This is a genomic window from Pseudomonas sp. 2957, from assembly GCF_031456345.1.
Lineage (GTDB): Bacteria > Pseudomonadota > Gammaproteobacteria > Pseudomonadales > Pseudomonadaceae > Aquipseudomonas > Aquipseudomonas siliginis.
Genome location: NZ_JAVDUL010000004.1, coordinates 664,504 through 682,036, shown reverse-complemented (window position 1 = coordinate 682,036; position 17,533 = coordinate 664,504). Strand labels below are relative to the sequence as shown.

Below are 17,533 nucleotides of genomic sequence, written 5' to 3'. Positions count from 1 at the left end.
TGGGAGCGAGCCTGCTCGCGAAAGCGCTGGGTCAGTCGACATCAGCGTCAACTGACAGATTGCATTCGCGAGCAGGCTCGCTCCCACAGGGTTTGGTGCAAGCGGTCAGAAATCCTTGCACAACCGCAGGGCGTCATAGATCGCGGCGTGGGTATTACGCTGCGCCACGCAGTCGCCGATGCGGAACAGCAAGTAGCCGTCGCCCGCTTCGCTCAGCGAAGGTTGCGGCTGGATCGCGAACAGCGCTTCGACGTCGATCTGGCCCTTGTTGCGCGAGCCGTCCTTGAGCGCGTAGTAGATTTCCTCGTCCGGGCGTACGCCGTTTTCGACGACCACCTGATCGACCACCCGCTCCTCTTTCGCGCCGGTGTATTCGTTCTCCAGCACCGCGATCAGCTTGTCGCCTTCGCGGTAGACCTTCTCCAGCATCATGTCGCCGGTCATGATCACTTCTTTCGGGTACATGCTGCGGTAATAGGTCGGGAACGACGTGCCGCCGATGGCCACGCCCGGTTTGATGTCGTCGGTGACGATCTCGACCTGGCTGCCCTTGTCGGCGAGGAAGTCGGCCACCGACATGCCGGTGAACTCGCAGATGGTGTCGTAGACCAGCACGTTCTTGCCCGGCGCAACCTTGCCGTCGAGCACGTCCCAGCTGCTGACCACCAGCCCTTCGGCCGCGCCCCAGTGTTCGTTCTGCTCAAGGTACGGATGACCGCCGACCGCCAGCACCACCACGTCCGGACGCAGGTCCATGATGGTGTCGGCATCCGCCGCCGTGCCCAGGCGCAGATCGACTTTCAGCCGCGCCAGTTCCAGCTGGAACCAGCGAGTGATGCCGGCGATCTGGTCACGCTGCGGTGCTTTCGATGCGGTGGTGATCTGCCCGCCGATGAAGTCTTTTTTCTCGAACAGCGTGACGTCGTGGCCCCGCTCGGCAGCCACGCGTGCGGCTTCCATCCCGGCCGGGCCGGCACCAACGATCACCACTTTGCGTTTCGGCCCGGTGGATTTCTCGATGATGTGCGGCACGCCCATGTATTCACGGGAGGTCGCGGCGTTCTGGATGCACAGCACGTCCAGGCCCTGATACTGGCGGTCGATGCAATAGTTGGCGCCGACGCACTGCTTGATCTGGTCGATCTGGCCCATCTTGATCTTGGCGATCAGGTGCGGGTCGGCGATGTGCGCGCGGGTCATACCGACCATGTCGACGTAACCGCCTTCAAGGATGCGCGTGGCCTGGTTCGGGTCCTTGATGTTCTGCGCGTGCAGCACCGGCACCTTGACCACTTCCTTGATCCCGGCGGCCAGGTGCAGGAACGGCTCCGGTGGATAACTCATGTTCGGAATGACGTTGGCCAGGGTGTTGTGCGTATCGCAACCCGAGCCGACCACGCCGATGAAGTCGAGCATGCCGGTGTCGTCGTAATACTTGGCGATCTGCTTCATGTCCTCGTGGGACAAGCCGTCCGGGTGGAACTCGTCACCGCACAGGCGCATGCCCACGCAGAAGTCGTCACCGACCTCGGCGCGCACGGCTTTGAGGACTTCCAGGCCGAACTTCATCCGCCCTTCGAAGGTGCCGCCCCATTCGTCGGTACGCTTGTTGACGCGCGGGCTCCAGAACTGGTCGATCATGTGCTGGTGCACTGCCGACAGTTCGACGCCATCGAGGCCACCGGCCTTGGCCCGGCGCGCAGCCTGGGCGTAGTTGCCGATCACTCGCCAGATCTCTTCCGGCTCGATGGTTTTGCAAGTGGCGCGGTGCACCGGTTCACGGATGCCCGAGGGCGACATCAAGGTCGGCCAGTTGAAGCCGTCCCAGCGCGAGCGCCGGCCCATGTGGGTAATCTGGATCATGATCTTGGCGCCATGCTTGTGCATGGCGTCGGCCAGATTCTGGAAGTGCGGAATGATCCGGTCGGTGGACAGATTGACCGAACTCCACCATTCCTGCGGGCTGTCGATCGCCACCACGGACGAACCGCCACAGATGGCCAGGCCGATGCCGCCCTTGGCTTTCTCTTCGTAGTATTTGACGTAGCGGTCGGTGGTCATGCCACCGTCAGTCGCGTAGACCTCGGCGTGCGCGGTGCTGAGCACGCGGTTGCGGATGGTCAGTTTGCCGATCTGGATCGGCTGGAACATTGCTTCGAAAGCCATGGCACGGTCCTCGGCTTACAACGGCTTGACGATGAACAGGCCGTCATCGTGGCCCTCTTCGGAGCCTCCGTAGACTTGTTCGGCCACAGTACGAATCTTGCTGCCACGGGCTTCGAGGATCTGATCCATGGCGCCGGCGAACCAGCCGGTGAACATGTAGTCGACCTTGCGCCCGACCTTGCCGTAGACATAGACAAACGCCGAGTGCTCGAGCTTGACGCTGGCGGTGCCCTTGTCGAGGTCGATGTCCTGGATCTTGAACAGGCCCCAGCCGCGCTGCGACAGGCGCTTCATGTAGTGCTCGAACACCGCAACGCCTTCCAGACCGTGGCATTCGGCTTCCTTTTCACACCAGTGCCAGGCGGATTTGTAGCCGGCCTTGTAGAGGATCTCGGCGTAGGCTTCAGCGCCGAGCACTTCCTCGATGCCCATGTGGTTGTTGACGAAAAAGTGACGCGGCACATACAGCATTGGCAGGGCGTCGGAGGTCCAGACACCGGTCTCGCTGTCGACTTCGATAGGCAATTGCGGGGCGATCTTGGCCATGGAAACTTAACTCCAGAAAATTTTGTGTGTTGCCCCCGGCGCGGATGGCCGGGGGAAAGGATTCAGAAGTGCGGCGGCTTATTCGCCCCAGACATCTTTCAGAACGTTCACCCAGTTCTCTCCCATGATCTTGCGCACCACGCGCTCGGAATGGCCGCGCTTGAGCAGGGTTTCGGTGAGGTTGGGGAATTCGCCGACGGTGCGGATGCCCAGCGGGTTGATGATCTTGCCGAAGCTGGTCAGGCGGCGGGCGTAACCCTTGTCGTGGGTCAGGTATTCGAAGAAGTCCTGGCCGTGACCCTGAGTGAAATCGGTGCCGATACCGATGGCGTCTTCGCCGACGATGTTCATGGTGTATTCAATGGCTTCGGCGTAATCGTCGATGGTCGAATCGATGCCCTTGGCGAGGAACGGCGCGAACATGGTCACGCCGACGAAACCGCCGTGGTCGGCAATGAACTTCAGCTCTGCATCGGACTTGTTGCGCGGATGCTCTTTGAGACCCGATGGCAGGCAGTGCGAATAGCAGACCGGTTTTTTCGATTCGAGAATGACTTCTTCGGAGGTCTTGGAACCGACGTGGGACAGGTCGCACATGACGCCAACACGGTTCATTTCAGCCACAATTTCGCGACCGAAACCCGAGAGGCCGCCGTCACGTTCGTAGCAACCGGTGCCGACCAGATTTTGGGTGTTGTAGCACATCTGCACGATACCGACGCCGAGCTGCTTGAACACCTCGACATAACCGATCTGGTCTTCGAAAGCGTGGGCATTCTGGAAGCCGAAGAGGATGCCGGTCTTGCCTTGTTCCTTGGCGCGACGGATGTCGGCGGTGGTGCGCACAGGCATCACCAGGTCGCTGTTTTCGCGGATCAGTTTCTGGCTGGCAGCAATGTTGTTCACGGTCGCCTGAAAGCCTTCCCACACCGACACAGTGCAGTTGGCTGCCGTCAGACCGCCCTTGCGCATGTCTTCGAACAGCTCGCGGTTCCATTTGGCAATGATCAGACCGTCGATAACGATGCTGTCGGCGTGTAGTTCGGCTGGGCTCATCAGGCGTCCCCTTATTGGCAATTCATGCGCCGAATCGTCTGCCGGCGCTTTGGGGCCAGCATATGCCTCGGTGCCGGGGCGACCGGGTGCAAAAACGACAGGGGAATTGCCGAAAGCGTCAATCCGCGACAAAGGGTCGTCGGCCGCCCTCCTCGGCTGGCTGTTCAAGCCCGCGCGCTTGCGCCAGAATCTGCCGCAGCCTGCACCTACCAACGGATTAGAGCGACCCCAATGAAATCAATAATCCTCGCCCTGGCACTGATTGCGACCGGCGCCCACGCCGCCGAAGAATCCGAGAACAACCCGTGCGACGCGGTGGAAAACGACATCCAGACCCTGGAATGCTCCGCCTACAGCCGCAGCACCGCCGAAGACCTGCTCAAAGACAACTACGCCAGCCTCAACGAACGCATGCAGACCGCCTACGGCAAGAACCCGACGCAACTGGCCGACATCACCGCCAAACTGAAAACCGCCCAGCAGCAGTGGTTGAAGACGCGGGATGCGGATTGCGCGGTGGAAGCGTTCCCGGCAACGGCGGGGAGCAAGGCGTTCACCATTGCGCAGAATGATTGCGTGGCGCGGATGAGTGATGAACGGTCGGAGTTTTTGGAGTCGATCGGGCAGGAATAAACATACAAAGGATAAATCAATGATTCCTCATGAAGTGGTCAGCCATATGGTTGATCGCGCAACACCGATCCGCGCCTGGCGCGAACATCTCAACCTGACTCAGGAAGAAGTGGCGAAGCGCATGGGCATCTCGCAACCGGCGTTTGCCCAGCAGGAAACAGTCGCCAAACCCCGCAAGGCCACCCGCGAGAAAATTGCGGCGGCCTTTGGAATCACCTCAGCTCAGCTTGAGCTCTAATCGGTTACGGCGTGATTGCCTGCTGTAATAGCCAGGCATTCACACCGCCACCCGCTGCCCGCATCAGTCGTGAAAAGGAGACCGAGGTTTCGCCTGATCGAGGATCAGACGTGGCCCCTCATATTCATACCCCAGGTCAGCGATATCGCTCACGTCCCGAGCAGTCTGGGCAAACGGCTCGAGCAAATCATCGTAGTTATGTCCTTTCGGACCATTGACCAGCGGCGCGTGATGCGGCACCCAATGTTCGTTGCTCTGGAGCATCAGTGACTGCCAGTCGGCCCAGACTTTGTCGACAAAACAGTGATGCAGAAAGAACACCGGATCATCAGGAGAGGTCATCGGCAGCATATTGCCGCCCACCCAGAGGTGGACGCGGTTATGCAGTTGCGAACCCGTAGTGGTTACCTGCGGATCACCGCGCTGGGTGATCCAGCCTTCCAGGCGGTTTCGGAAGCCGCGCACAGTCGGGCCGGAATCATAAGGCGGGGTGTCGTAAAGGCTTTCGCGTAACGCCATTTGCAGATCTTGCGATGTCGGCAATGAATTCACGACCAGCCCGAACTGGCGCTTCAGACCAAGACCTGGCAAATCATCATCCGGATACGAGGGAACCGGCCACTTGCCCTTTTCATAAGCGAACGGCCCCGTTGCTACACGCCAGTGTTCGTGCTCTACACCATTACCACCCATAAAATCCTCAGCCCATACCGGAGAATTGACCGGATCGGCAGCATCTTCAGTCCAGTTCCAGTAAGGAATCGTGATGGAGGGGTTAATCGCCTGAAGGTCATTTTCGAACTTCAGCAAAAATGCCCGATGCCAGGGCAGGAACGAAGGCCCCCTATGAGCGCCATTACGGTAGTTTGGATCGTTTGGTTCATGTGGCAAAACCGTTGGCTTCATGACTTGGTGATGCAGGTGCACATACTCATCGTATTGACCTGCCTGTTTGAGCTGGAGGCAGGCATCGACGAAGTTGTCTTTTTCACTTGGGGTCAACGAACGAATGTTCTTGCGCAGCTTCATGTCTTCAATCCCTTGAGCGAGGTCAGGTATGGAAAAGGGCGACATTCGTCCCAATCCCCCGACAATCAAGCTAGGCGCCAGTCGGAAGCGCGTCTACTGTCAGAAATTACAGGTCAACAACGATTTCAGACCAGCGGTCTGCTCCGCTGCCGCACCGACGCGAGGTGACTTGACCGCCCGACTGCGTCAACATGACCGCCATCCAATTCGCTCATAAGGTCACTCGCCCATGAACATCTGCGGCATTGAAATCAAAGGCAGCGAAGCGATCATCGCCGTGGCGGCGCTCGATGGTTCGACGTTGAGCCACGTCCCTCTCGCCACGAAGAAGATTGCTCTGGATGACGACGACGAGGCGGCGAACGTGCGGCGGTTCGCGGCGCAGGTGGCATCGTTTGTGCGGGAGAACTCGGTGGACCGGATTGCGATCAAGAAGCGCAGCAAAAAGGGCGAGTTTGCCGGTGGGCCGACGACGTTCAAGATCGAGGGCGTGTTTCAACTGCTCGATGGTTGTGAGGTAACGCTGCTGTCGCCGCAGACGATCAATGCCCAGGCCAAGAAGCACAATTTCGAACTGCCCGGGACGTTGAACAAATATCAGCATGAGGCTTACAAGGCGGCGTGCTCGGCGTTGGTGAAGAAATAAGCCTCTCTCAGGCGCCGGAAATTATGTGGGAGCGAGCCTGCTCGCGAATGCAATGTGTCAGGCAACATCAGTGTTGGATGACAGACCGCTTTCGCGAGCAGGCTCGCTCCCACATTGCTTTCATGCAAGCCCATTCACGCCTGCGCGGTACGCCGGTCTTCCCGGGGGCAGCGGGCGAAACGCGCGCGATAGCTGCGGGTGAAATACGACGGCGATTCAAACCCGCAGGCAATGCTCACTTCGAGCACGCTCATGTCGGTCTGGCGCAGCAACTGCCGGGCCTTTTCCAGCCTTAACCGCAGATAGAAATTGCTCGGCGTATCGTTCAGATGCAGCCGGAACAAGCGCTCCAGTTGCCGCCGGGTCACCTTGATCGACTCCGCCAGTTGCAGCGTGGTCAGCGGTGGTTCGCTGTGCTGTTCCATCTCGCCGATCACCTGCACCAGTTTCTTGTTGCTGATGCCGTAACGCGTGGCGACTTCCATGCGCTGGTGATCCTTGCGCGGGCGTATGCGTCCGAGCACAAACTGCTCGCTGACCTGAATCGCCAGTTGCGGGCCGTGGGCCTGGGCGATCAGGTCGAGCATCAGATCAATCGAGGCCGTACCTCCCGCCGAGGTGATCCGCCGCCGGTCGATCTCGAACAGCTCCTGGGTGACGCTGAGCTGTGGATAAGATTCCTTGAAGGCATCGATCGCCTCCCAGTGCAGGGTCAGGCGATGGCCGTCGAGCAGGCCTGCTTCGGCAAGGACGAAGCTGCCGGTGTCGATCGCACCGAGGGTTACGCCGTCGTTGTCCAGCCTGCGCAACCAGTGTTCCAGCGTCGGCGTGATGAACTTCAGCGGTTCGAAGCCGGCCACCACCAGCAAGGTCGCGCCTTTCTTCAGCGGCTCCAGCGCTGCATCGGCGTTGACCGACATGCCGTTGCTCGCCAGTACCGCGCCGCCATCGGCGCTGAGCACATGCCAGCGGTACAACTCGCCGCGAAAACGGTTGGCCACGCGCAACGGTTCGATCGCGGAAATGAAGCCGATGGCGGAGAACCCCGGCATCAGCAAAAAGTAGAAATCCTGGGACATGGGCGCACTCGGTTGGCGGGTCGCGTGGCTCGTTGATACGCCGATTATCGACGGCGTTCAAGCGCGCAGGTCGCTACAGTGCAATTGCCAGTCGCCGCAGTGCGCTTTCACGGGCGTATAGCTGCGTAACTTGGCCTCACCGGCGCGCAGATGCCGGGAACCACAATAATCGAACTGCCGAGGAACCCGACATGAAACGACTGATCAGCAGCTGCGTTCTTGCACTCAGCGGTACCGCTTTTTTCAGCACCGGCGTAATGGCGGCCGAACCGGCCTCCTGCAAGAACGTACGCATGGGCGTGGTCAACTGGACTGACGTGATCGCCACCAGTGCCATGACCCAGGTCCTGCTCGATGGCCTCGGCTACAGCACCAAACAGACCAGCGCCTCCCAGCAAATCATCTTCGCCGGGATTCGCGATCAGCGCCTGGACCTGTTCCTCGGCTACTGGAACCCGCTGATGACGCAGACCATCACGCCGTTCGTCGAGGCCAATCAGGTGAAAGTGCTTGAAGCACCGAGTCTGAAAGATGCCCGCGCCACTCTCGCCGTACCGACCTATCTGGCTGACAAGGGCCTGAAAACCTTCGCCGACATCGCCAAATTCGAGAAGGAATTGGGCGGCAAGATCTACGGCATCGAGCCAGGCTCGGGCGCCAACACGCAGATCAAAGCGATGATCGCCAAGAACCAGTTTGGCCTCGGTAAGTTCCAGCTCGTCGAATCAAGCGAGGCCGGCATGCTCGCCGCCGTCGACCGCGCCGTACGGCGCAAGGAAGCCGTAGTGTTCTTCGGTTGGGCGCCGCACCCGATGAACGTCAACATTCAGATGACCTATCTGACCGGCAGCGAAGACGCCCTCGGCCCGAACGAAGGCATGGCCACGGTTTGGACGGTCACCGCGCCGAAATACGCCGAGCAATGCCCGAACATCGGCCGCCTGCTGGCCAACCTGACTTTCACCGCCGAAGCCGAGAGCCGGATGATGCAGCCGCTGCTCGATCACAAGGATGCCTTCGAGTCGGCGAAGCAGTGGCTCAAGGATCACCCCGAAGACAAACAGCGCTGGCTTGAAGGTGTGACGACTTTCGATGGCAAACCGGCCGCTGAAAATCTGCAACTGACCAGCAAATAACCCCTCACCCTGACCCTCTCCCACAGGGAGAGGGTATTTCAATCAAGCTTCGCAGCCCCGCAACGGGCTGCGGACAGACCCATCACGCCTGAAGGAAACGCACCATGAACCACGACGTCATCATCACCTGCGCACTTACCGGTGCTGGCGACACGACCGCCAAAAGTCCACACGTGCCGATCACCCCGAAACAGATCGCCGCTGCAGCGGTGGAAGCGGCCAAGGCTGGCGCCACCGTGGTGCACTGCCATGTGCGCGATCCGCAGACCGGCAAGTTCAGCCGTGACGTGGCGCTGTACCGCGAAGTGATGGAGCGCATCCGCGAGGCGGACGTCGACATCATCGTCAACCTGACCGCCGGGATGGGCGGCGACCTGGAAATCGGACCTGGCGAGAAGCCGATGGAGTTCGGCCCGAACACCGATCTGGTCGGTCCGCTGACCCGTCTCGCCCACGTTGAACAGTTGCTGCCGGAAATCTGCACCCTCGATTGCGGCACGCTGAACTTCGGCGACGGCGACACCATTTACGTATCCACTCCGGCGCAACTGCGCGCCGGCGCCAAGCGCATCACCGAACTGGGGGTGAAGGCCGAACTGGAGATTTTCGACACCGGGCATCTGTGGTTCGCCAAGCAGATGATCAAGGAAGGCTTGCTCGACAACCCGCTGTTCCAGCTGTGCCTGGGCATCCCGTGGGGCGCACCGGCCGACACCACCACGATGAAAGCCATGGTCGACAACCTGCCCGCCGACGCGGTGTGGGCCGGCTTCGGCATCGGCCGCATGCAGATGCCGATGGCGGCGCAAGCGGTGCTGCTCGGCGGCAACGTGCGGGTCGGCCTGGAAGACAACCTGTGGCTGGACAAAGGTGTGCTGGCGACCAATGGCCAATTGGTTGAACGCGCCACGGAAATCCTCAGCCGCCTCGGCGCCCGCGTGCTCACACCGGCAGAAGGTCGCAAAAAAATGGGCCTGACCCAGCGCGGCTGATCCATCACCCATTTCACCTGTAGGAGCTGCCGAAGGCTGCGATCTTTTGACTTTGATTTTTTAGAAGCAAGATCAAAAGATCGCAGCCTTCGGCAGCTCCTACAGGGTTCTTCGAACTCTTCAGGACATCACCATGCGCTTTATCACCGAAATCAAAACCTTCGCCGCTCTCGGTAGCGGTGTCATCGGCAGTGGCTGGGTCGCCCGTGCCCTCGCACACGGCCTCGATGTAGTGGCCTGGGATCCGGCGCCCGGCGCTGAGGCGGCATTGCGCCAACGCGTGGCCAATGCCTGGGGCGCGCTGGAGAAAAACGGCCTGGCGCCGGGTGCTTCGCAGGATCGTCTGCGTTTTGTCGCGACCATCGAGGAATGCGTGCGTGACGCCGACTTCATCCAGGAAAGCGCCCCGGAGCGGCTGGAACTGAAGCTCGATCTGCACAGCAAAATCAGCGCCGCGGCCAAGCCCGATGCGCTGATCGGCTCCAGCACTTCAGGCCTGTTGCCCAGCGAGTTCTACGAGAGTTCGACGCACCCTGAACGCTGCGTGGTCGGGCATCCGTTCAACCCGGTGTATCTGTTGCCGCTGGTGGAAGTGGTCGGCGGCAAAAACACCGCGCCCGAGGCGGTGCAAGCGGCGATGCAAGTCTACCAATCCCTCGGCATGCGCCCGTTGCATGTGCGCAAGGAAGTGCCGGGTTTCATCGCCGATCGCTTGCTTGAAGCGCTGTGGCGTGAGGCGTTGCACCTGGTCAACGACGGTGTCGCGACGACCGGCGAGATCGACGATGCAATCCGTTTTGGCGCTGGTCTGCGCTGGTCGTTCATGGGCACGTTCCTGACCTACACCCTGGCCGGCGGCGATGCCGGCATGCGCCACTTCATGTCGCAATTCGGTCCGGCGTTGCAGTTGCCGTGGACGTATCTGCCGGCACCGGAGCTGACCGACAAGCTGATCGATGATGTGGTCGATGGCACCACTGATCAGCTCGGTCGGCACAGCATTTCGGCGCTGGAGCGCTATCGTGATGATTGTTTGCTGGCGGTGCTTGAGGCGGTGAAGACCACCAAAGAGAAGCACGGAATGAGTTTCAGCGAATAGACCTTGCAAAGCGCTTCCGGCCCCTTCGCGAGCAGGCTCGCTCCCACAGGTAAACGCATTTCAATGTGGGAGCGAGCCTGCTCGCGAAGACGGCAGTCCAGTCATCATCAATGTTGGAACCGAAACCATGCCCCACCTCACCACCTACCAAACCACCATCATCCCCGACTGGGTCGACTACAACGGCCACCTGCGCGACGCCTTCTACCTGCTGATCTTCAGCTACGCCACCGACGCGCTGATGGACCGCCTCGGCATGGACAGCAGCAACCGCGAGGCCAGCGGCCACTCGCTGTTCACCCTCGAACTGCACCTCAATTATCTGCACGAAGTGAAACTCGACACCGAGGTGGAAGTGCGCACGCAAATCATCGGCCATGACAGCAAGCGCCTGCACCTCTACCACAGCCTGCACAAGGTCGGCGATGAGCAAGAGTTGGCCGGCAATGAACAGATGCTTTTGCACGTCGACCTCGCCGGCCCGCGCTCGGCACCGTTCAGCCCCGATACGTTGCATCGCTTGCAGACCATCGTCGCGGATCAGACCGACCTGCCCGCTCCCGCTTACATCGGCCGCGTGATCGCGCTGCCACCCGCTCGGTAAATCCCCCCCCATCGCCAAGGAGCCGCCATGAACACCGCCGTCGCTGTTGCCGATTTTCGTACTTATCCGTTGATCAGCGCGCTCGGTGGCGTGCAGGGTCTGGCGGATCGCGTTGTCATCGAATGGGCTGACGGACGTGTCAGCCCGTTTCACCACGTATGGCTGCGCGACAATTGCCCATGTGATCAATGCGTCTACAGCGTCACTCGCGAACAGGTCTTCGAGAGCGTCGATGCCGCCGAGGATTTGCAACCGCTGGCCACGCGCATCGACACCGATGGCTGCCTGCGCATCGACTGGCAGGACGGTCACCTCAGCCGCTTCGATCCGGGCTGGCTGCGCGCACATGCCTATGACGATGAGTCCCGCGCCGAACGCCTGGCCGGCAGACCGCAGCCCCGTTTGTGGCACAGCGATCTGCAGTTGCCGGTGTTCGACTACATCGCGCTGATGAACGACAACGCCGCGCTGCTGCAATGGTTGCTCGCCGTGCGCGACATCGGCCTGACCCAAGTGCGCGGCGTGCCCACCGAGCCGGGCTCGCTGAAGCTCATCGCGCAGCGAATTTCCTTCATTCGCGAAAGCAATTTCGGCGTGCTGTTCAATGTGCAATCCAAAGCCGACGCCGACAGCAACGCCTACACCGCCTTCAACCTGCCATTGCACACGGATTTGCCGACTCGCGAGCTGCAACCGGGGCTGCAATTTCTGCATTGCCTGGTGAATGATGCCGAGGGTGGCGAGAGTATTTTCGTCGATGGTTTTGCGATCGCCGACGCCTTGCGTCTGGAGGATCCGCAGCTGTTTGAGGCCCTGTGTGAAATACCCGTGGAGTTCCGCAACAAGGACCGGCACAGCGACTATCGCTGCCTGGCGCCGGTCATCGCTTTGGATGCGCTGGGCCGGGTGGCGGAGATTCGCATGGCCAACTTTCTGCGCGGGGCGTTCGATACGTCGGTGGCGCAGATGCCGTTGCTGTATCGCGCCTATCGGCGCTTGATTGCGATGACCCGCGAGCCGCGATTCCGGCTGATGCAGCGGCTCAAGCCGGGCGAATTGTGGTGCTTTGACAACCGCCGCACGCTGCATGCGCGCAATGCTTTTGATCCAGCCACCGGGGCGCGACATTTTCAGGGCTGCTATGTCGACCGGGATGAGTTGTTGTCGCGGATTCTGGTGTTGCAACGTTGAACCGCGTCATCGTTCTTCGCGAGCAGGCTCGCTCCCACAGGGGTACGCATTCCAAAGTGGGAGCGAGCCTGCTCGCGAAAGCGCCAGCGGGAACAACAAATCTCTGGCTGATTCACAGGCAAAAAAAACTCCGATCAAGCCGTGACAGGATCGGAGCTGAGGAGGGTACTGTTGAGGAGCTGCCAGGCGAGGGTGACCAAACCTTCGTGAAGCGAGCTGAGGCCAGTGTGCCTAGTCGACAATCCAGTCGGTTAGCCGAAAACGACCTGTTCATAGTCGTCCCGGCCACCGCGACAAAACGCCCTTGCCGCGTCCGGTCGGGGCCACCAGAATCGAGCCAAGACCTCCGTTGCCACAGAAGGATTTGCGTAATGATGTACGCCGATTTGATTGACCAGGAAGATCTGTTGGGCCAGCTCAAGGCCTTGGGTATTCAGGTGCCGAGCGGTACCACCGCCGAGCAGGCCTGCGAGTGCGCGGTGCGTGGCCTGGATAATGTTCGTGCATTCGAACTGCGCAAGATGGTCAAGGACATGTACACCAGCGGCGCCAGCATTCAGCCGGCGGTGCGTCAGGCGATCGACAAACAGTTGTTGCCGGCCCTTGCGGATTACCAGCAGTCCCACAGCGCCTGAGAAACCCCTTCGCGAGCAGGCTCGCTCCCACCTGATCGTTCCCACGCTCTGCGTGGGAACGATCAGACTCGGTCTACAGCCTTACGCTGGCAAACGTCGACTCATTGCGCGCCTGACTCAGCGCTGACATCGGCCCCGACAGCGGCGACATCACGATGGCCTGCGGCAGCGGCAGCATGGCTACCTGCTGGGTGGTGTTGGAGCCCACGCGCTCGTCACGTGGCGGAATGCCGAAGTACTCGCGATAGCACTTGGAGAAGTGCGGCGTGGAGACGAAACCACACACCGACGCCACTTCGATGATCGACATCGGCGTCTGCTTGAGCAGTTGCCGGGCGCGGATCAGGCGCAGCTTCAGGTAGTAGCGCGACGGCGAGCAGTGCAGGTATTTCTGGAACAACCGCTCCAGCTGTCGACGCGACACCGCGACATACACTGCCAGCTCATCAAGGTCGATCGGCTCTTCCAGATTGGCTTCCATCAACGCGACGATTTCCTGCAGCTTCGGCTGGTTGGTGCCGAGCATGTGCTTGAGCGGCACGCGCTGGTGATCCTGTTCGTTGCGGATGCGCTCGTAGACGAACATTTCCGAGATCGCTGCCGACAGTTCACGACCGTGATCGCGGCTGATCAGGTGCAGCATCATGTCCAGCGGCGCGGTACCGCCGGAACTGGTGAAGCGGTTACGGTCGAGGGTGAACAGCCGTGTGCTCATGGCCACGCGCGGGAAAGCTTCCTGCATCGCCGCCAGACATTCCCAGTGCACGCTGCAATCGAAGCCGTCGAGCAGACCGGCACAGGCCAGCGCCCAACTGCCGGTGCACACCGCGCCCAGGCGCTTGGACTGGCGCGCCTGGCTTTGCAGCCACGAGACGTGTTCACGGGTTACGGTACGTTGAATGCCGATGCCGCCGCAGACAATCACAGTGTCCAGGGGCGGTGCTTTGTGCATGGAGGCGTCGGGAGTGATCTGCAGACCGTCACTGGCCCAGACCTGGCCGCCATCGACGGTGAGGGTGCTCCAGCGATACAGCTCGCGACCGGACAACTGGTTGGCCATGCGCAGCGGCTCAACGGCGGACGCCAGGGAAATCAGCGTGAAATTGTCCAGCAGCAGAAAGCCGATGGATTGAGGCGCACGGTTCTGGGGTTGGGCCCCGGAGTTGAACGACGTCATCGCGGTATCTCCTCACACAAAGCGGGTGGCGGCCTCAGGCGGAGGCTCTTGTTATTGCCCGCGTCTCACAGAGAAAGCAGGCTTTGTTATGACAGAGCAATTGCCGTGCCTGAAATTGGACGGTCATTCAATAACTCCTGAAAACGACCTCGCGACGCGTCTATACGAGACCTCGGAACACGCCATTTCGAAGTGCCATCAGATGCCGCGAGAGCCCTGCCGCGCAGCCCGTGAGCAGATCGGTAGCACTTGTGGGAACTGGCCTGCAGAGGATTTGCACAGAGTGTCACCGCAAGCACGGGCGACGGACGGTCAGGTAACGACTGACGAGTCACGACTGACAATGACGCTTGTCTGATTGCGACGCGCCAAAAGGTGGCGTGGCTGGATCGGGATGTTCTTTTGTTGAGCAGTTTTGACTGGTCTGGCGTCTTCGCGAGCAGGCTCGCTCCCACACTGGAATCTGGGGTTCACAAATATTGTGTTCCTGGAGATCTATTGTGGGAGCGAGCCTGCTCGCGAAGAATCCACCTCGGTGTGGCTGGCTCAGCAATCAACCGCACTGACCGCCAAGCCACCGCGCGAAGTTTCTTTATATTTGTCATGCATATCGGCGCCGGTATCACGCATGGTGCGGATCACCCGGTCCAGCGAGATGAAGTGCTGACCGTCGCCACGCAGAGCCATTTGCGCCGCGTTGATCGCTTTCACTGCGGCAATCGCATTGCGCTCGATGCACGGCACTTGCACCAGGCCACCGACCGGGTCGCAGGTCAGGCCCAGGTTGTGCTCCAGGCCGATTTCCGCTGCGTTGCACAATTGTTCAGGGGTGGCGCCGAGAATCTCCGCCAGCCCTGCCGCCGCCATCGCGCAGGCCGAACCGACCTCGCCCTGGCAACCGACCTCGGCCCCAGAGATCGACGCATTCTTCTTGCACAAAATGCCGACTGCCGCCGCGCCGAGGAAATAGTCGACGACGTTGGCGTCGGTGACCGCTTCGCTGAACTTCATGAAATAGTGCAGCACCGCCGGGATGATCCCCGCCGCGCCGTTGGTCGGTGCAGTGACCATGCGCCCGCCGGCAGCATTCTCTTCATTGACGGCAAGGGCGAACAGATTGACCCACTCCATCGCGCTCAGGGTCGAGCCGATGACATTGGGTTTATTCAGCTCTTGCAGGCTGCGGTGCAACTTCGCCGCACGCCGGCGAACGTTCAGGCCGCCGGGCAGAATGCCTTCGTGCTTGAGGCCCTGCTCGACGCAATCCTGCATCGCTCGCCACAGCTTCATCAGCCCGGCGCGGATTTCTTCTTCACTGCGCCAGACCTTTTCATTGGCCAGCATCAGTTCGGCAACGCGCAGGTTGTGTTTTTTGCACAACTCGAGCAGCTCGACCGCGCTGGAGAAATCGTAGGGCAATTCGGTGCGATCCAGATCGACCACACCGCTGGCCGCTTGCGCCTCATCAACGACGAAGCCGCCGCCGACTGAATAGTAGGTGTCACGATGCAGCTCACCGAATTCGCCTTCGGCCACCAGGGTCATGGCGTTGGGATGGAATGGCAGGTTTTCGTCGATCAGGCGCATGTCCCGCGCCCAGATAAACGGCACAGCCAGACGGCCATCCAATAAAAGCGTATGAGTTTCGCGCAGCGCCTGAATGCGCGGGCCGATCTGCGCCGGGTCGATTGCGTCCGGCCACTCGCCCATCAGGCCCATGATCACCGCGTTGTCGCTGCCGTGACCGATGCCGGTGGCCGACAGCGATCCGAACAACTGCACCTCGATGCGCCGCACCTGCTCCAGTTGATGCTTGCCGCGCAGCGACTCGACAAACAGTGCGGCGGCGCGCATCGGCCCGACGGTGTGGGAACTGGAAGGGCCGATGCCGATTTTGAACAGGTCGAAAACGCTGATAGCCATTGCTGCGAAGCTCCTGAGAATACCGGTCCGGGCGGCAAAAGCGCCCGCTGGCGGAGCTGCTACGCTCAAGCTGCGATCCGCCGAATGCCGGCATCATCGGGCTTTTGTCGGCGCGCACGGCGTCTGACACCGACGCAGTCATGTCCAGCAGCGTCGTCACGTTTTCGCCCCGCAAATACGCCGTTTTTATGCAGTCGAGCAGGTCATCGGGGGCGGAAAAAAGCTGTAAGCGACGTCACCGACACTGGAAGCGACCATCCCTGTACTGGATACGACCCTCCCTGTAGGCGTCAGATTTTCACTGGTACATGATCGGGATGACTCGATTGCAAGGCGCTGCGGTAGAGCTGTCTCAAAAACGCCACCAACCGCAACCCATAAGTGCGGTGGTCCACAGTCGGAACACTGCCAAAAAAAACACCAAGGAGTCCATCCATGAAAGGTTCCCCGTCGTTGTTGTTGGCCGCCCTGCTGAGTCTGCCGTTACTGGCGCAAGCCGCAGAACCGGCACAGTGCAGCCTCGTTAACTTCTCCGATGTCGGCTGGACCGACATCACCGCCACCACTGCTACCACTTCCGTTGTACTCAACGCCCTCGGCTACAAGACCAAGACCACCATGATCTCCGTGCCCGTGACCTACAAGTCGCTGGCCGACGGCAAGAACATGGACGTGTTTCTCGGTAACTGGATGCCGACCATGGAGAACGACATCAAGCCGTATCGCGATGCCGGCACCGTCGACACCGTGCGCACCAACCTCAAGGGTGCCAAATACACCCTCGCCGTGCCGCAAGCCCTGTACGACAAAGGCCTGCATGACTTCGCCGACATCGCCAAATTCAAGAAAGAACTCGACGGCAAGATCTACGGCATCGAGCCGGGCAACGACGGCAATCGGCTGATCCAGAGCATGATCGACAAGGATGCCTTCGGCCTGAAAACCGCTGGCTTCAAGATCGTCGAATCTTCCGAGGCCGGCATGCTCTCGCAAGTCGACCGGGCGCAGAAGCGCGACACCGCCGTGGTCTTCCTCGGCTGGGCACCGCACCCGATGAACAAGCGCTTCAAGATTCAATACCTGACCGGCGGCGACGACTTCTTCGGCCCCGATTTCGGCGCAGCCACCGTAGCGACCAACACCCGCAAGGGTTACGCCGAAGAATGCAGCAATGTCGGTCAGCTGTTGAAAAACCTGGAGTTCACCGTCGACATGGAAAGTGAACTGATGGGCAACATTCTCGACGACAAGATGAAGCCTGACGCGGCCGCCAAGGCCTGGCTGAAAAAGAATCCACAGGTGCTCGATACCTGGCTCGCTGGCGTGACCACCATTGACGGTAAACCAGGCCTGGAGGCCGTGAAAGCCAAGCTCGCGCCTTGA

16 protein-coding genes and 1 pseudogene are annotated in these 17,533 nt (G+C 60.6%); 10 read left to right on the top strand and 7 right to left on the bottom strand.

Features of this window, described 5'->3' with window-relative positions:
• Positions 1–105: 105 nt before the first annotated feature.
• The 3 genes from dgcA to J2Y39_RS17765 all read right to left on the bottom strand — a co-directional run bounded on the left by dgcA (position 106) and on the right by J2Y39_RS17765 (position 3,768).
• Positions 106–2,166 carry a dimethylglycine demethylation protein DgcA gene (dgcA, locus tag J2Y39_RS17775; protein ID WP_024014595.1) on the bottom strand — a complete coding sequence of 687 codons (2,061 nt, stop codon included), beginning with the start codon at positions 2,164–2,166 and terminating at the stop codon, positions 106–108.
• A 15-nt stretch (positions 2,167–2,181) separates the two neighbouring features.
• On the bottom strand, positions 2,182–2,712 hold the full coding sequence (locus J2Y39_RS17770; RefSeq protein ID WP_039757633.1) for a 4-vinyl reductase: 531 nt from the start codon (positions 2,710–2,712) through the stop codon (positions 2,182–2,184).
• Positions 2,713–2,790: 78 nt separating this feature from the next.
• The gene (locus J2Y39_RS17765) at positions 2,791–3,768 is read right to left on the bottom strand and encodes a dipeptidase (RefSeq protein WP_007962626.1); all 978 of its coding nucleotides are present in this window, start codon (positions 3,766–3,768) and stop codon (positions 2,791–2,793) included.
• 231 nt (positions 3,769–3,999) lie between these two features.
• On the opposite strand from J2Y39_RS17765, the gene J2Y39_RS17760 reads away from it, so the two are divergent.
• Positions 4,000–4,401 (top strand): lysozyme inhibitor LprI family protein, encoded by a 402-nt coding sequence (locus J2Y39_RS17760; RefSeq protein WP_039757631.1) that lies wholly within the window; start codon positions 4,000–4,002, stop codon positions 4,399–4,401.
• A gap of 10 nt (positions 4,402–4,411) precedes the next feature.
• Positions 4,412–4,639 (top strand): annotated as a pseudogene (locus tag J2Y39_RS17755) (helix-turn-helix domain-containing protein); the annotation flags it as partial.
• Between the two features lie 63 nt (positions 4,640–4,702).
• Here the strand turns inward: J2Y39_RS17755 and J2Y39_RS17750 are convergent.
• Positions 4,703–5,668, bottom strand: a complete 966-nt coding sequence (locus tag J2Y39_RS17750; RefSeq protein ID WP_310218950.1) for a tyrosinase family protein — start codon at positions 5,666–5,668, stop codon at positions 4,703–4,705.
• A gap of 229 nt (positions 5,669–5,897) precedes the next feature.
• Between J2Y39_RS17750 and J2Y39_RS17745 the strand changes: the two genes are divergently transcribed.
• Positions 5,898–6,314, top strand: coding sequence for a DUF3010 family protein (locus J2Y39_RS17745; protein ID WP_016772815.1), 417 nt, complete (start codon positions 5,898–5,900; stop codon positions 6,312–6,314).
• Between the two features lie 134 nt (positions 6,315–6,448).
• Here J2Y39_RS17745 and J2Y39_RS17740 read toward each other — a convergent pair whose 3' ends face one another.
• Positions 6,449–7,393: a GlxA family transcriptional regulator gene (locus tag J2Y39_RS17740; protein WP_041476759.1), complete on the bottom strand. Its 945-nt coding sequence runs from the start codon at positions 7,391–7,393 to the stop codon at positions 6,449–6,451.
• A gap of 191 nt (positions 7,394–7,584) precedes the next feature.
• On the opposite strand from J2Y39_RS17740, the gene J2Y39_RS17735 reads away from it, so the two are divergent.
• From J2Y39_RS17735 to J2Y39_RS17710, 6 genes are all read left to right on the top strand, one after another.
• The gene (locus J2Y39_RS17735) at positions 7,585–8,529 is read left to right on the top strand and encodes a choline ABC transporter substrate-binding protein (RefSeq protein ID WP_236167685.1); all 945 of its coding nucleotides are present in this window, start codon (positions 7,585–7,587) and stop codon (positions 8,527–8,529) included.
• Between the two features lie 104 nt (positions 8,530–8,633).
• Positions 8,634–9,521, top strand: a complete 888-nt coding sequence (locus tag J2Y39_RS17730) for a 3-keto-5-aminohexanoate cleavage protein (RefSeq protein WP_056786525.1) — start codon at positions 8,634–8,636, stop codon at positions 9,519–9,521.
• 133 nt (positions 9,522–9,654) lie between these two features.
• A complete protein-coding gene (locus J2Y39_RS17725; protein ID WP_056786523.1) occupies positions 9,655–10,620 on the top strand; it encodes an L-carnitine dehydrogenase in 966 nt (321 codons plus the stop codon).
• 127 nt (positions 10,621–10,747) lie between these two features.
• The gene (locus J2Y39_RS17720) at positions 10,748–11,224 is read left to right on the top strand and encodes a thioesterase family protein (RefSeq protein ID WP_056786520.1); all 477 of its coding nucleotides are present in this window, start codon (positions 10,748–10,750) and stop codon (positions 11,222–11,224) included.
• Between the two features lie 27 nt (positions 11,225–11,251).
• A complete protein-coding gene (locus J2Y39_RS17715; protein ID WP_150636867.1) occupies positions 11,252–12,415 on the top strand; it encodes a gamma-butyrobetaine dioxygenase in 1,164 nt (387 codons plus the stop codon).
• Positions 12,416–12,786: 371 nt separating this feature from the next.
• Positions 12,787–13,050, top strand: coding sequence for a hypothetical protein (locus tag J2Y39_RS17710; RefSeq protein WP_008083190.1), 264 nt, complete (start codon positions 12,787–12,789; stop codon positions 13,048–13,050).
• A gap of 73 nt (positions 13,051–13,123) precedes the next feature.
• On the opposite strand, the gene J2Y39_RS17705 is transcribed toward J2Y39_RS17710, so the two are convergent.
• Positions 13,124–14,227: a GlxA family transcriptional regulator gene (locus J2Y39_RS17705; protein WP_007949927.1), complete on the bottom strand. Its 1,104-nt coding sequence runs from the start codon at positions 14,225–14,227 to the stop codon at positions 13,124–13,126.
• Between the two features lie 546 nt (positions 14,228–14,773).
• Positions 14,774–16,150, bottom strand: a complete 1,377-nt coding sequence (locus tag J2Y39_RS17700) for an L-serine ammonia-lyase (RefSeq protein WP_310218941.1) — start codon at positions 16,148–16,150, stop codon at positions 14,774–14,776.
• Positions 16,151–16,585: 435 nt separating this feature from the next.
• Between J2Y39_RS17700 and J2Y39_RS17695 the strand changes: the two genes are divergently transcribed.
• Positions 16,586–17,533: a choline ABC transporter substrate-binding protein gene (locus tag J2Y39_RS17695; RefSeq protein ID WP_016772806.1), complete on the top strand. Its 948-nt coding sequence runs from the start codon at positions 16,586–16,588 to the stop codon at positions 17,531–17,533.

What these genes read in the sequence shown, in the direction of transcription:
- dgcA (WP_024014595.1), bottom strand. Translation starts at nt 2,166, where the DNA reads ATGGCTTTCGAAGCAATGTTCCAGCCGATCCAGATCGGCAAACTGACC.
- J2Y39_RS17770 (WP_039757633.1), bottom strand. Translation starts at nt 2,712, where the DNA reads ATGGCCAAGATCGCCCCGCAATTGCCTATCGAAGTCGACAGCGAGACC.
- J2Y39_RS17765 (WP_007962626.1), bottom strand. Translation starts at nt 3,768, where the DNA reads ATGAGCCCAGCCGAACTACACGCCGACAGCATCGTTATCGACGGTCTG.
- J2Y39_RS17760 (WP_039757631.1), top strand. Translation starts at nt 4,000, where the DNA reads ATGAAATCAATAATCCTCGCCCTGGCACTGATTGCGACCGGCGCCCAC.
- J2Y39_RS17750 (WP_310218950.1), bottom strand. Translation starts at nt 5,668, where the DNA reads ATGAAGCTGCGCAAGAACATTCGTTCGTTGACCCCAAGTGAAAAAGAC.
- J2Y39_RS17745 (WP_016772815.1), top strand. Translation starts at nt 5,898, where the DNA reads ATGAACATCTGCGGCATTGAAATCAAAGGCAGCGAAGCGATCATCGCC.
- J2Y39_RS17740 (WP_041476759.1), bottom strand. Translation starts at nt 7,393, where the DNA reads ATGTCCCAGGATTTCTACTTTTTGCTGATGCCGGGGTTCTCCGCCATC.
- J2Y39_RS17735 (WP_236167685.1), top strand. Translation starts at nt 7,585, where the DNA reads ATGAAACGACTGATCAGCAGCTGCGTTCTTGCACTCAGCGGTACCGCT.
- J2Y39_RS17730 (WP_056786525.1), top strand. Translation starts at nt 8,634, where the DNA reads ATGAACCACGACGTCATCATCACCTGCGCACTTACCGGTGCTGGCGAC.
- J2Y39_RS17725 (WP_056786523.1), top strand. Translation starts at nt 9,655, where the DNA reads ATGCGCTTTATCACCGAAATCAAAACCTTCGCCGCTCTCGGTAGCGGT.
- J2Y39_RS17720 (WP_056786520.1), top strand. Translation starts at nt 10,748, where the DNA reads ATGCCCCACCTCACCACCTACCAAACCACCATCATCCCCGACTGGGTC.
- J2Y39_RS17715 (WP_150636867.1), top strand. Translation starts at nt 11,252, where the DNA reads ATGAACACCGCCGTCGCTGTTGCCGATTTTCGTACTTATCCGTTGATC.
- J2Y39_RS17710 (WP_008083190.1), top strand. Translation starts at nt 12,787, where the DNA reads ATGATGTACGCCGATTTGATTGACCAGGAAGATCTGTTGGGCCAGCTC.
- J2Y39_RS17705 (WP_007949927.1), bottom strand. Translation starts at nt 14,227, where the DNA reads ATGACGTCGTTCAACTCCGGGGCCCAACCCCAGAACCGTGCGCCTCAA.
- J2Y39_RS17700 (WP_310218941.1), bottom strand. Translation starts at nt 16,150, where the DNA reads ATGGCTATCAGCGTTTTCGACCTGTTCAAAATCGGCATCGGCCCTTCC.
- J2Y39_RS17695 (WP_016772806.1), top strand. Translation starts at nt 16,586, where the DNA reads ATGAAAGGTTCCCCGTCGTTGTTGTTGGCCGCCCTGCTGAGTCTGCCG.